The organism is Nonomuraea wenchangensis, from assembly GCF_900111685.1.
GTDB lineage: Bacteria > Actinomycetota > Actinomycetes > Streptosporangiales > Streptosporangiaceae > Nonomuraea > Nonomuraea wenchangensis.
Genome location: NZ_FOHX01000001.1, coordinates 104,223 through 116,987, shown reverse-complemented (window position 1 = coordinate 116,987; position 12,765 = coordinate 104,223). Strand labels below are relative to the sequence as shown.

General features: G+C 73.2%; 9 protein-coding genes and 2 pseudogenes. 5 read left to right on the top strand and 6 right to left on the bottom strand.

What is annotated here, in order from left to right; translation table 11 throughout:
• Nucleotides 1–4 precede the first annotated feature (4 nt).
• Nucleotides 5–919, bottom strand: a complete 915-nt coding sequence (locus BMW85_RS00560) for an LLM class flavin-dependent oxidoreductase (RefSeq protein WP_091075421.1) — start codon at nt 917–919, stop codon at nt 5–7.
• A gap of 45 nt (nt 920–964) precedes the next feature.
• Nucleotides 965–1,447, bottom strand: coding sequence for a MarR family winged helix-turn-helix transcriptional regulator (locus BMW85_RS00555; protein WP_091075419.1), 483 nt, complete (start codon nt 1,445–1,447; stop codon nt 965–967).
• A gap of 59 nt (nt 1,448–1,506) precedes the next feature.
• On the opposite strand from BMW85_RS00555, the gene BMW85_RS00550 reads away from it, so the two are divergent.
• The 5 genes and pseudogenes from BMW85_RS00550 (at nt 1,507) to BMW85_RS49170 (ending at nt 7,559) form a co-directional block, all read left to right on the top strand.
• Complete coding sequence (locus tag BMW85_RS00550) at nt 1,507–3,714, top strand: SpoIIE family protein phosphatase (RefSeq protein WP_245774528.1); 2,208 nt, start codon at nt 1,507–1,509, stop codon at nt 3,712–3,714.
• Between the two features lie 238 nt (nt 3,715–3,952).
• Nucleotides 3,953–4,204, top strand: a pseudogene (locus BMW85_RS52440) (spherulation-specific family 4 protein); the annotation flags it as partial.
• 40 nt (nt 4,205–4,244) lie between these two features.
• A pseudogene (locus BMW85_RS52435) lies at nt 4,245–4,865 on the top strand (spherulation-specific family 4 protein); the annotation flags it as partial.
• A gap of 30 nt (nt 4,866–4,895) precedes the next feature.
• Nucleotides 4,896–5,585, top strand: a complete 690-nt coding sequence (locus BMW85_RS52430; RefSeq protein ID WP_425434313.1) for a fibronectin type III domain-containing protein — start codon at nt 4,896–4,898, stop codon at nt 5,583–5,585.
• A 156-nt stretch (nt 5,586–5,741) separates the two neighbouring features.
• On the top strand, nt 5,742–7,559 hold the full coding sequence (locus tag BMW85_RS49170) for a spherulation-specific family 4 protein (protein WP_177240436.1): 1,818 nt from the start codon (nt 5,742–5,744) through the stop codon (nt 7,557–7,559).
• On the opposite strand, the gene BMW85_RS00525 is transcribed toward BMW85_RS49170, so the two are convergent.
• The 4 genes from BMW85_RS00525 to BMW85_RS00510 form a co-directional block, all read right to left on the bottom strand.
• Nucleotides 7,552–8,316 carry an SDR family NAD(P)-dependent oxidoreductase gene (locus tag BMW85_RS00525; protein ID WP_091075413.1) on the bottom strand — a complete coding sequence of 255 codons (765 nt, stop codon included), beginning with the start codon at nt 8,314–8,316 and terminating at the stop codon, nt 7,552–7,554. The two genes, BMW85_RS49170 and BMW85_RS00525, sit on opposite strands and share 8 nt — an antisense overlap.
• A 16-nt stretch (nt 8,317–8,332) precedes the next feature.
• Complete coding sequence (locus tag BMW85_RS00520) at nt 8,333–9,043, bottom strand: type III PLP-dependent enzyme domain-containing protein (RefSeq protein WP_091075411.1); 711 nt, start codon at nt 9,041–9,043, stop codon at nt 8,333–8,335.
• Nucleotides 9,044–9,124: 81 nt separating this feature from the next.
• Complete coding sequence (locus tag BMW85_RS00515) at nt 9,125–9,883, bottom strand: IclR family transcriptional regulator (protein WP_091075409.1); 759 nt, start codon at nt 9,881–9,883, stop codon at nt 9,125–9,127.
• Between the two features lie 40 nt (nt 9,884–9,923).
• Entirely contained in the window at nt 9,924–12,728 is a 2,805-nt protein-coding gene (locus BMW85_RS00510) for an FAD-binding and (Fe-S)-binding domain-containing protein (protein ID WP_218155619.1), read from the bottom strand.
• Nucleotides 12,729–12,765 lie beyond the last annotated feature (37 nt).

Sequence of the window (12,765 nt, the reverse complement as noted above, 5' to 3'; positions counted from 1 at the left end):
GCCCTCAGCCGCGCTCCTTGGCGACCGCCTCGCGGACGGCGGGGGCGATCTCCCCGGCCCAGCGGCCGAGCGTGACCTGGTCGGCGACGCCCTGCTCGGCGGAGAAGAGGATGAAGCCGGACGCGCCGTGGTCGAGCACGGCCCCGGTCAGCTCCTCGGCCCACTGGGCGGGCGAGCCGCCGAGCCAGCGGCCGTCGCGGTCGCGGGTGGCGGCGAGCGGCCGGTCGGTGACGCGGCCGGGCAGGTTGTAGACGGTACGGATCTCGCCCGGGTCGCGGCCGGCGGCCACGGCGGCCTCGTCGATGAGCGGCCGTGAGGCGCGGTAGCGCTCGCTGAGCCAGTCGGCGGCGTGGCCGGGGATCCAGCCGTCGGCCACCCGCCCGGTCGCGGCCAGCGACTTGGGTCCGTTGGAGCCGGTCCACACCGGGGGAGCGGCCACCGGGGCCGGCTCGATGCCGTGCACCTGGTAGTGGCGGCCCTCGAAGGTGACCGGAGGGCCGCCGCCCGACAACAGCCTGACCAGGACGATCGCCTCCTCGAACGCCTCCACGGCCGCGCCGGGCGACAGCCGGGGCACGCCCATGGCGGCGATCCGGTCCCACAGGCCGCCCGCGCCCATGCCGAGCACGACGCGGCCGTCCGCCAGCGCCGACAGCGACGTGACGGTCCTGGCCAGCATGGGGGCGGGCCTGGTCGGCAGGTTGGTGACGTTGACCAGGCCGGAGAGCCGCCGGGTGCGGCCGAGGACGACGCCGAGCGCGGCGTAGGCGTCCAGGCGCCCGCCGAGGTAGGGGTGGTCCGACAGGGAGAACAGGTCGAGCCCGTCGCGGTCGGCCTGCTCGGCCAGGCGCAGCAGCTCGCCTGCCCCGCCGACACCGCCGGGTGCGCCGAAGCCGAAGACGACGCCGGGTGCGGACATGATGACGCCTTCCGTCGAGAAAGTCAGTTCGTGCTACGAACCATATTAGTTCGTGGCACGAACTTCAATTCCCGGATCCGGTTCGTGGAACACCACGGGCACCTTGTTGGCCGTCACGACGGAGCCGAGCAGCGCGGCGAGCGTGTCGCGATCGGCGTCGGTCAGCTCCGCTGTCAGCCGCTCCACCCGGCGGCAGGTCTCGGCGTAGAACCGCTCGGCGAGCGCGGCGCCCTTCCTGGTCAGCGCGATCCGCACCGCCCGCGAGTCTCGGGGGTCCGGCCCGCGCCGGACCAGGCCGTTGCGCTCGGTGCGGTCCACCAGGCCGGTCAGGCTCGACTTGGCCAGCCCCAGCGTGGTGCCCAGCTCGCCCATCCCGTACGGCCCCGGCATCAGCACGCACAACAGTTGCCCCTGCTGCGCGGTGATGCCGAACTCCCTGGCTGACTCGGCGTAGACGGCGTTCACCAGGAACGCGCCGCGCACCAGCGCGGCCACCACGCCGATCCGCCCGACTTCTTCTCCTGTCACGCGCTCAGCGTATGGGAAATTCGTGGCACGAACTAACCCCTGGGGAGTGGTCGGTCTGCATGACGGCCAGCGACTGGGAGGTCCCCCAGCGGGTCACGGACGCGCAGCTGCACAAGGTGTGCATGGTGCACATCGGGCGGGCGGCATCGAGCGCCCCGCACCGGGTAGGGGACCCGTACACGTGGCCATCGGGGGAGGTCACCATGGGTGCGGATGAGGGCCGCGGGGACAGCGGCCTGTCGCTGGAGATGCTGGATCCCGCGCCGGTCGGCGTCGTGGTGACGCGGGGCCCCGAGCACCGGCTGGTCTACACGAACGCCCTGTTCCGGTCGCTGTTCAGTGACCCCAGGGGCAAGGTGACGGTGGAGGAGTCGTTCGCCAGGTTCGTCCGGCGTTACTACCGCCCGCGCATGGACCACGTCCACGCCACCGGCGAGCCGATCATGATCCTCGCCGAGCCCGAGCTGCCCTCCGGCGAGCGCCCCACCCCCGAACGGTTCTTCACCGCCAGCCTGTCGCGGATCTCCTTCGGCCCCGGCGACCACGGCGTGCTGGCCATGGTGATCGACGTGACCGAGCAGGTCGGCGCCGCCCACCGGATCGCCGCCATCGCCGAGGAGCGCCGCCGCCTCCTGCGCCGGCTGGCGAGCCTCATGGAGCTCAGCGCCCCGGTCGTCTGGGTCACCAGCCGCGACGGCCACGTGAGCGAGCCGAGCCCCAACTGGGAGCGGGTGACCGGCCAGACGTGGGAGGAGTACCGCGGGCAGGGCTGGCTGCGGGCGGTCCATCCCGACGACCGCGGGGCCACGATCAGATCCTGGGCGCGGGCCGTCAACGACGTCAGCGGGATGTGGGAGCACGTCTACCGGCTGCGCACCACGGACGGCGGCTACCGGCACTTCCAGCTCTGCGCCGTGCCCGTCTGCGAGGGCGGCCGGGTGGTCGAGTGGGTGGGGTCGAGCACCGACATCGAGGACCAGTGGCGGGAGCAGCGGGCACAGCGCCTGCTCGACCGGGCCGCCGGGGCGACCACGCGGTTGCGCAGCCTGGAGGAGATGCTGAACGCGCTGGCCGGGGTGATCGTGCCGGAGGTGGCCGACGGCTGCAGCGTCTACCTCGTCACCGACCTCGCCGACGGCAGCCAGGGCGAGGCGCCGCTCATCGTCCGGCGGCTGGCCACCGCCGCCCGGCCGGGCCTGGAGACCCCGGCGCCGTACGTCGAGGAGCGGCTGCCGGGGCGGCACCCGTTCGTCAGGACCGTACGGCGGCGCCGGCCCCTGCGCAGGACGTTCCCGGCCGGCTCGCCGCCGCCGGGCGTCGTCCCCGACGTGAGCCGGCCGTGGCTGAGGGACAGCGGCGGCAACGGCGCGCTGATCCTGCCCGTCGTGGTCGACGGGACCGTTCCCGCCGTGGTCGTGGCCGTGACCTGCGGGGACCGCCCGCCCATTGACGAGGAGGACGCCGAGCTGCTGGACCGGATGTTCGACCACACGCACGACGCGCTGAGCCGGGCCATCCGGTTCCAGCGGACCCAGCAGGTCGCGCTGGCCCTGCAGTACAGCCTGCTCGCCGAGCCGCCGCGGCTGCCCGGCCTGCGCATCGTGGCCCGCTACCGGGCGAGCCCGGCCGCCGCGGAGATCGGTGGCGACTGGTACGACTCCTTCGTCCTGCCCGACGGCGTCCCGGTGCTCGTCATCGGCGACGTGGCCGGCCACGACCTCAACGCCGCCGTCGCCATGAGCCAGCTCCGCAACATGCTGCGCGCGATCGCCATGGACCGCCGCGAACCGCCGGGGGACGTCCTGGCCCGGCTCGACACCGCGATGGAGTCGCTGGCCGACGAGATCACCGCGACCTGCGTGTGCGCCCGCGTGGAGCCCGCCGGCGACGGCTACCGGCTGGACTACGCGGTGGCCGGCCATCCGCCGCCGCTGCTGGTCGAGCCCGGTGGCCGGGGCCGCTTCCTGGAGGGGGCCGCGAGCCCGCTGCTCGGTCTCACCCCCGGCGGGCGGCGCCGGTCGGGGGAGGAGCCGCTGCCGCCGGGCGGCACGCTCCTGCTCTACACCGACGGTCTCGTGGAGCGGCCGGGCGAGCACCTGGACCGAGGTCTGGAACGGCTCCGGCTGGCCGCCGAACGGCTCGCCTCCCGGCCGGTGGACACCTTCTGCGACGCCCTGCTGGACGACCTTCCGACGACCGGTCTGGACGACATCGCCGTCATGGCCCTGCGGTTGCCGTCGCGGGCCCGGCGGACCCGTACCTCTTGACAGCCCTTCAGCCGCAGTGATCTCCTGTCGCAAGTTCGGAACGTCGTTCTGCATTACGGAATGACGTGTTCACAGTGCGAGGAACGGAGCCCCATGGAACGCGCGCAGGCGACGACCGCCGGAGGAACCCGATGAAGGCCCTGGTCTTCACCGCCCCGGGCGTCGTGGAGCCGCAGGACGTGCCCGAGCCCGAGGTCGGCTCCGGAGAGGTCCTCGTGCACGTCGTCACGTCCGGCATCTGCGGCAGCGAGCTGCACGGCGTCCTTGCCTGGTCAAGCCGGCCTACACCAGTGCCCTGTCGGCGGCGCACGCCGCCGGCATCAAGGTCATCGGCTATGTGGACACCGGCTACTTCGGCACCACGGGGCTCGGCACCAGGCTCGGCTCGGCCTCGGCCGACGACTGGCGGGTGCAGGTCCAGTCCGACGTCAACAACTGGTACCGCTTCTACGGCTCCTCGATCGACGGCATCTTCTTCGACCAGGCGCAGAACACCTGCGGGCCGACGGCCGGCAGCCAGGCGTACGCGAACCCTCTACCGCGAGGCCACCGCGTACGTGAAGAAGTACCACCCGGGCGCCACGACCATCGCCAACCCGGGCATCGCGCCCGCCGCGTGCTACCAGGACACGGCCGACATCCTCGTCACCTTCGAGGGCCCCTACAGCGCCTACGACGTGGCCACGCGTCCGGCGCCCTACCAGCCGCAGGCGTGGGAGGCCGCCTACGACCCCCAGCGGATCTGGCACCTGGTCTACGACGTGCCCGACGCGACCGCGCTGGCCAAGGTCGTCGCCAGGTCCAAGGCCAACAACGCGGGCTACGTGTACGTGACCGACGACGTGCTGCCCAACCCGTGGGACCGGCTGCCGCCGTACCAGGCGGGGCAGGTCACGGCGGCCAAGGGCAGCGGCGGCGCCACCCCCGCGACGCCCGCCAAGCCCACGGCGAGCCAGGTGAAGGCCACCGGCCTGCGCCTGAGCTGGACCTCGGCCGCCTACCCCGGCGTGGTCGGCTATGACATCTACCAGGGCAGCGTGAAGATCGGCACCGAGGCGAACTTCACGCCGTCGGCGACCGTCTTCGACGTGGCCGGGCTGTCGCCCGCCACCGCCTACACCTTCACCGTCAAGGCGCGCGACAAGGCCGGCAAGGTCTCCGCGGCCGGCCAGGCGCTGACCGTGACCACCGCCGCGGCCAGCGCGAGCGCGCCCACCGTCCCCGGCACGCCGGTCGTCTCGGACGTCGGCCCGACCAGCGTCAAGCTGACCTGGGCCGCCGCCACGGACGCCGACTCCGGCGACTACGTGGCCTTCTACGACGTGTACAGGAACGGCGTGCGCGAGCTGTCCCTGCCCGGCACCCTGACCGGCGTCACCCTGGGCGGCCTGACGCCCAACACCTCCTACGGCTTCACCGTGCGGGCCCGTCACACCACCGACCGGGCCTCGGCCCAGACGGCCACGGTCTCGGCCACCACCACCAACCCGGCTCCTATCACGAACCCGACGGCGGCGGTCAGCAACGGCAACGCGGTCTACACGGCCACGTTCAACCTGCCGTACACGCAGCGCCACGTCTTCATCGACACCGACGCGAACTACCAGACCGGCTGGTCGGTGAACCAGATCGGCGCCGAGTTCATGATCGAGAACAACACCCTGTTCCAGAAGACCGGCGCCTCGACCGACTGGTCCTGGAGCCAGGTGCCCGGCGTCTCGCCGCTGGTGTCCACGGACAACGGCCGCTACCAGTGGTCGGTTCCGCTGTCGGTGCTGACCGGCTCCGGCAACGTCCAGAAGGTCGTCTTCCACGGCACCGACGGATCCCGTAACGACTACCTGCCCGCGGTCACGCTCACCACCCGCTGAGCCGGCCCGAGAGGAAACGACGGCCATCACGCTCACCCGCGTGGTGGCCGTCGCCACTTTCTGTGATAAAATAGTCTCTTATAGTGGCGGCGCGGCGAGGGGCGTGGCAGGGTCGGGGTGGCGTGAACGCCCTGTTTCCAGCCAGAGAGGCCGCACATGCACGATGTCCGCCTGCGCACGGTGCTCGCCACCGTGCTCCTGGCCTTTCCGCAGGCGACCGCCGCGCCCGCCCAGGCGGCGGAAGCCGTGCTCGGCCAGCGCGTCGCGGTGCCCGCCTACTTCCTGCCGAGCGGCGACACCGCCGCCGACTGGAGCCTCATGAACACCGCGGCCGGCAAGCCCGGCCTACTGGTCGCGAACGTCGCCAACGGCCCGGACGACGAGGCCAAGCCCGCCTACATCAGCGCGCTCGCGGCCGCGCACGACGCCGGCATCAAGGTCATCGGCTATGTCGACACGGGCTACTTCGGCACCACCGGCTTCACCACCAGGCTCGGCTCGGCCTCGGCCGACGACTGGCGGGCGCAGGTCCAGTCCGACGTCAACAAGTGGTATCGCTTCTACGGCTCCTCGATCGACGGCATCTTCTTCGACCAGGCGCAGAGCCTCTGCGGCCCGGCGGGCGTCGGCGACGCCTGGGTGAGCCTCTACCGCGAGGCCACCGCGTACGTGAAGAAGTACCACCCGGGCGCCACCACCGTCATCAACCCGGGCGTCTCCCCGAACCCGTGCTACGCCGACGCCGCCGACATCCTCGTCACCTTCGAGGGCCCCTACGGCTCCTACCTCGACCGGCAGGGCTCCTACCTCCCGGCGGCTTGGGAGGCCCGCCACGACCCCAGGCGCATCTGGCACCTGGTCTACGACGTGCCGGCGTCGGGGCTGGCCACCGTGATGAGCCTGTCCAAGGCCAACAACGCGGGCTACGTGTACGTGACCGACGACGTGCTGCCCAACCCGTGGGACCGGCTGCCGCCGTACCACACGGCGCAGGTTACGGCGGCCAAGGGCAGCGGCGGCACCACCCCCGCGGCGCCTCCCAGGCCCGTGGCGAGCCAGGTGACGGCCACGGGCCTGCGCCTGAGCTGGACCTCGGCCCTCTGCCCCGGCGCGGTCGGCTACGACATCCACCAGGACGGCGTGCGGATCGGCACGCAGGCCGACTTCGCGCCGGCGGCGACAACGTACGACGTGGCCGGGTTGTCGCCCGCCACCTCCTACACCTTCACAGTCAGGGCGCGGGACAAGGCGGGGAGGACCTCCACGGCGAGCCGGGCGCTGACCGTGACCACCGCCGCGGCCAGCGCGAGCGCCCCGACGACGCCCGGCACCCCGGTCGCCTCCGACATCGGACCGACCAGCGTCAGGCTGACCTGGACGGCGTCCTCCGACGCCGACCCCGGCGACCGCGTCCAGTACTACGACGTCTACCGGGACGGCGTGCGCGAGCTGGCCGTGCCCGGCACGCTGACCGGCGTCACCGTGGGCGGCCTGACCCTCGGCGCCACCTACGCCTTCACGGTCCGGGCCCGTGACACGACCGACCGGGTCTCGGCGCGGTCGGGCGCGGTGTCGGTGACGGCCGGCGCGGGCCCGATCACCGGCGCGACGGCGTCGGCGAGCGGGGGCGAGGCGATCTACCAGGCGCGGTTCACCCTGCCGTACGCGCAGCGCCACGTCTTCATCGACACCGACGAGGACTCCCTGACGGGCTGGCCGGTGCACAGCATCGGCGCCGAGTACATGATCGAGAACGACACGCTCTACCAGAAGACCGGCGAGCGCGGCGACTGGTCGTGGAGCGCGGTGACCGGTGTCGGCCCGCTGGTCGCGGACGGCGTCCACCGGTGGTCGGTGCCGCTCCCGGTGCTGGCCGGCACGGGGAGCACGCAGCGGATCGTCTTCCACGGGACCGACGGCGTCCGGCACGACTACGCCCCGGACGTCGTCACGCTCACCACGGGCTCTACATGATCGCGAGCTGGCCGCCGTCGATGACCAGCTCGGTGCCGTGGACGAAGGCGGCGTCGTCGGAGGCGAGGAAGGCATACCCGGCGGCGACCTCCTCGGCCAGGCCGGCCCGGCCGAGCGGGATGTGCTCGCGCTCGTAGTCCGAGACGAAGCCGCCGTCCAGCCCGGCCGCGATGGTGGCGTTGAGCGGCGTCCGGATGTAGCCGGGGCAGAGCGCGTTGACCCGGATGCCGTGCTTGCCCAGCTCGACCGCCATCGTCCTGGTCAGCAGCAGCACGCCGCCCTTGGAGGCGTTGTAGTGGGCGTAGTCGGCCTCGCCGCCCAGGCCGTTGGTGGAGGACATGTTGAGTATCACCCCGCCGGTGCCCTGCGCGACGAGCCGCCGGGCGACCGCCTGGGCGACGAGGAACATGCCGCGCAGGTTGACCGCCATGATCGTGTCCCAGTGCGCCGGGGTGATCTCCAGGAACGGCTCCCGCCAGGCCGTGCCGGCGTTGTTGACCAGGACGTCGATGCCGCCGAGCGCGGCGTCCGCCCCCTCGACGAGCCAGGTGACGTCCGCCTCGGTGCTGATGTCGCCGGCGATCCCGCTCACCTCGCCGAGCGGGGACAGCTCGGCCACCGTGGCGTCCACCTCGGCCGGGTCGAGCCCGCCGAGGACCACCCTGGAGCCCTCCTCCAGGAACCTGCGGGCCGTGGCGGCGCCGATGCCGCTGCTCCCGCCGCTGATGAGCACCCGCTTGCCCGCGAGTCCCCGCATGACGTCGTCCTTCCGTTCAGCGCACCGCGCCGCGGGCGGCGACGCGGAGCTCGGTGGTGACCCGGCCGTTCTCGACGCCGTGCTCCTCGTTGAGGAAGTCCATGCGCACGTACGGCAGCCCGGCGGCGCGGATCCAGCCGGGCGAGCCCGCGCCGTCGGAGGTGAGGCACTTGGTGCCCGCGTCGAAGACGACCCGTTCGGGGGTCGAGCGGGCGATCACGGTGCTCAGCACGCGGGCGGCGGCCGTCCGCTCGGTGGCCACTCCCAGGCGGATCATGGAGGTGTCGTTGAAGATGTAGGTGCCCGGCCGGATCTCGGTAACGCCGGCCACCCCGGCCGCGTGCCGGGCGGTGGAGGTCGAGCCGACGCTGATCTCGCGCAGCTCGATCCCGTCCTTGGCACACAGCTCGGCGGTCCGGACCAGGTCCTCGCCCTCGCGGCGGGCGGTCTCGGCCAGCTCCTCGGGGGTGCGCGCGTGGTAGGCGTGCCCGGCCAGGGTGAGCAGCCCCACCACCTCGACCCCGGGGACGGCGGCGACCTCGGGGGAGTCGAGGCTCACCCGGACCCGGGCCCGCTCGCGCAGCGCGGCCAGGCGGCGCAGCTTCGGCTCGCCCCAGATCGGGAAGGCCAGCAGGATGTCGTCGATCCCGGCGTCGGCCATGATCTCGGCCTCGCCGAGCTTGGCGCAGGTGATGCCGCACGCTCCGGCGTCGAGCTCGGAGAACATGATGCACGGCTCCTCGGGGAGAAGTTCCTCCCGAAGATAACACTTATTCCGCAATGCGCACTATCGTTCCGTATGCCGGAATCAGTGGCGTTCGGCCACCGCGCGGCGCAGGCCGTGGCCGATCTCCTCCATGCGGGCCGGCGGCATGCGGTCCTTGAGCGCGGTCACGCTCACCGCGGCCACCGGCGTGGTGCGGCCCATGAAGACCGGCACCGCCACGCAGCGCACGCCCGGTTCGTTCTCCTCCAGGTCGAGCGCGTAGCCCTGGCGGCGGACCTGGTCGAGGTGCGTGGCCAGCTTGGCCGGGTTGGTGATGGTGTTGCGGGTCCTGGCGACGAGGGGGCCGTAGCGCTCCGCCCACTCCTTGATCGCCTCTTCCGTGGGATGGGTCCAGGCCAGCAGCGCCTTGCCGACGCCCGTGCAGTGGGCGGCGTTGCGGCCCCCGATGACCGAGGTCATGGTGATCGAGCGCACCGCCTCGACCTTGTCGACGTAGACGACCTCGCCGCCGTCCAGCGTCGCCATGTGCACGGTCTCGGCGAACTCCTCGCTCACGCTCAGCAGCAGGGGCCGGATGAGGGTGCGCAGGTCCATCGACTCGTAGAAGCGGAAGGCCGTGGCCAGCAGCTCGGTGCCGAGGAAGTAGGGCCCGTTGGGCTCGGGCTGCGCCGCGAACCCCCGGTGCTTCAGCGCCCCCAGCAGGCGGTGCAGCGAGCTCTTGGGCAGGCCGAGCCGGGTGGCCAGCTCGTCCAGCGTGACGCCCCTGCTGTGCCTGCCGATCTCCTGCAGGATCACCAGGGCGCGGTCGACGCTGCCCACCGGGGATCGGGCCTCAGCCACTGCTGTCTCCTTCTGTTCCGCTTGATGGAATGCTAGCGCGTCATGCGGAACCCGTGCACTGGTCGAGGAGTTCGAGCAGGTGGTGATAGGACTCCCCGGTGGCGCGGGTCAGGCCGAGCTCACACGTACGGTTGACCGAGGCGTGGGCCGCGTACTCCCCGGCCCGCACCGCGGCGGCCTCGGCCCGGGTCGCGGAGGCGGTCAGCTCCGGATGCAGCAGGCCGCGGTCACCGGCGAAGGCGCAGCACTGCCAGCCCTGGGGGACGACGACCTCCTCGGCCACGGCCTCGGCGATGAGGGTGATCGCGGCGTCCAGGCCGAGCTGCGTGGAGGAGCAGGTGGGGTGCAGCGCCAGCGAGGGCAGCCGGCGGGTGACGGTCAGGCGGGGCAGCAGGTGCTCGGCGGCGTACGCGACCGCGTCCACCACCCGCACGCCCGCCGACTCCAGGCCGAGGCGGTGGAAACCCTCGGTGCAGGAGGCGGCGTCGGTGATCACCGGCAGCCGCCCGCCGTCCGTGGCCTCCAGCAGCGCCTCGCGGACGCGCTCGCCCATCGTCCGCTGCCCGTCGGTGAACCCCTTGGACGACCAGGGGGTGCCGCAGCACAGGCCCGCGACCCCCTCGGGGACCCGCAGCGTGACCCCGGCCCGCTCGGCCAGGCGCCGCACCGCGGCCATCACGCCGGGACCGCCGTCGGCGGGCGCGAACATCGTGTTCAGGCAGGACGGCAGGTAGACGGCATCGGGCGCGGCGGCAGGCACCGGGCGGCGGGGCCGGCCGCCCCGGGGCAGGTCACGGCTCCACTGGGGCACTGCCTCGGCGCTCGTGACGGCGCGGGCCGCCCGGCTCGCGCCCTCGGCCAGCGCCGGCGGGACCGCCGCCGCGGTGTCCAGTGCCAGGTTCATCGCCCGGGTGACGCCGTCCCAGTGCTTGGCGGCGCCGTTCCAGCCGGCGCGGGCCGCGCGGCCGTGGCGCTCGGCGCGCAGCCGCTTGGTCAGGTCGCCGGTGTTGATGCCGACCGGGCAGGCGGTCGCGCACATGCCGTCCACGGCGCAGGTGTCCACGGCGTCGTAGCCGTAGTTGGCCTCCAGCTCGCGGGCGAGCGCGCGGTCGCCCGCCTCGCGGGCGGCGGCCAGCTCGCGGCGCAGCACGATGCGCTGGCGGGGCGTGGTGGTCAGGTCGCGGCTGGGGCAGACCGGCTCGCAGTAGCCGCACTCGACGCACCGGTCGACCTCGGGCTCGACGGTGACCACGCTCTTGAGGTCGCGCAGGTGAGCGTCGGCGTCGTCGGTGAGCACGACGCCCGGGTTGAGCGTGCCCGCCGGGTCGCACAGGCGCTTGACCTCGCGCATCACCTCGTACAGCTCGTCGCCGTACTGGCGGCGGACGAACGGCGCCATGACCCGGCCGGTGCCGTGCTCGGCCTTCAGCGTGCCGCCCCGCTCCAGCACGGCGGTCACCAGGTCCTCCGTGAAGTCGGCGTAGCGCTCCAGGTCGGTGGCGAAGCGCTCGTTCAGCATGAAGTGCAGGTTGCCGTCCTTGGCGTGGCCGAAGACGACGCTGCGCTCGTAGCGGTGCTTGGCGAACAGCGCGCTCAGCTCCTCGCACAGGTCCGCCAGGGCGGGCACCGGCACGGCGACGTCCTCCAGCAGGGCCGTGGTGCCGGAGGGGCGGGCGCCGGCGACGGCGGCGTACAGGCCCTTGCGGATGTGCCAGAGCGCGGCCCGGCCGGCGGCGTCGCGGCTCAGCCTGGCCGGCGCGGCCAGCTCCAGCGCGCCGAACACCTTCTCGGCGGCCCGCTCGCGCCCGGCCAGCGCGTCCGCGTCGGACTCCTGCCACTCGACCAGCAGCGCCGCGTGCCCGGCGACCTCCATCGAGCGCAGCACGTCGTCGGCCTTGGGGTCGGCCTGGGCGACCCGCAGCGACTCGGCGTCCAGCAGCTCGACCGCGGCCGGCTCGGCGGCCACCAGCTCCGGCATGGCGGCCATCGCCCGCCCCAGTGAGGGGAAGACGAGCAGCCCCGTGGCGGCCAGCGGATGCGCGGGGACGGTGCGCAGCACCGCCTCGGCGACGAAGCCGAGCGTGCCCTCGCTGCCGATGACCAGGTGGGCGAGGATCTGTGCGGGGGAGTCGTGGTCGAGGAAGCTGTTGAGGCCGTAGCCCATGGTGTTCTTCAGCGAGAACTGCGCCTGGACCCGCCGCACCGACTCCGGGTTGCCCCGCACCCGGTCGCGCAGCCGCAGCAGGCCCTCGGCCAGCTCGGGCTCAAGTGCCCGCAGCCGCTCGTCGGCGTCCGGCGCGCCCGTGTTGACGACGGTGCCGCTCGCCAGCACGAGCGTCATCGACTCCAGCGTCCGGTACGTGTTCGCGTGGGTGCCGCAGGTCATGCCGCTGGAGTTGTTGGCGACCACGCCGCCGATCGTGCACGCCGACTCGCTCGCCGGATCGGGGCCGAGCTTGCGGCCGTAGGGCGCGAGGCGGGCGTTGACCTGGCGCAGCACCGCGCCCGGCTGCACCCGCACCCGGGCCCCGCCGTCCAGCACCTCGATGTCCCTGAAGTGCCGGCGCGTGTCCACCAGCAGGTGCTCGCTCACGCCCTGCCCGCTGAGGCTGGTGCCGCCGGAGCGGAACGTCAGCGGCAGCCCCGTCCGCAGCAGCGCCGCCACCTGCCCGGCGCTCTCCGGCACCAGCACCGCCTCCGGGGTGAGCAGGTAGTGCGAGGCGTCGTGGGCCATGCCGAGCCGGTCGCTCGCTCTGGTCCTGGCGATGCCCGGCACCGCCGCCTCCACGCGGGACAGGACGGCGGGGTCGGGAGCGGTCAGACGGGACGGTCGGGCGTGGATCACGGTCGTGCTCTCTTCACTGGGGACGTGCTGATGTGCG

Coding starts and splice junctions, on each gene's coding strand:
- BMW85_RS00525 (WP_091075413.1), bottom strand. CDS start 8,316: ATGCGGGGACTCGCGGGCAAGCGGGTGCTCATCAGCGGCGGGAGCAGC.
- BMW85_RS00550 (WP_245774528.1), top strand. CDS start 1,507: ATGACGGCCAGCGACTGGGAGGTCCCCCAGCGGGTCACGGACGCGCAG.
- BMW85_RS49170 (WP_177240436.1), top strand. CDS start 5,742: ATGCACGATGTCCGCCTGCGCACGGTGCTCGCCACCGTGCTCCTGGCC.
- BMW85_RS00560 (WP_091075421.1), bottom strand. CDS start 919: ATGTCCGCACCCGGCGTCGTCTTCGGCTTCGGCGCACCCGGCGGTGTC.
- BMW85_RS00520 (WP_091075411.1), bottom strand. CDS start 9,043: ATGTTCTCCGAGCTCGACGCCGGAGCGTGCGGCATCACCTGCGCCAAG.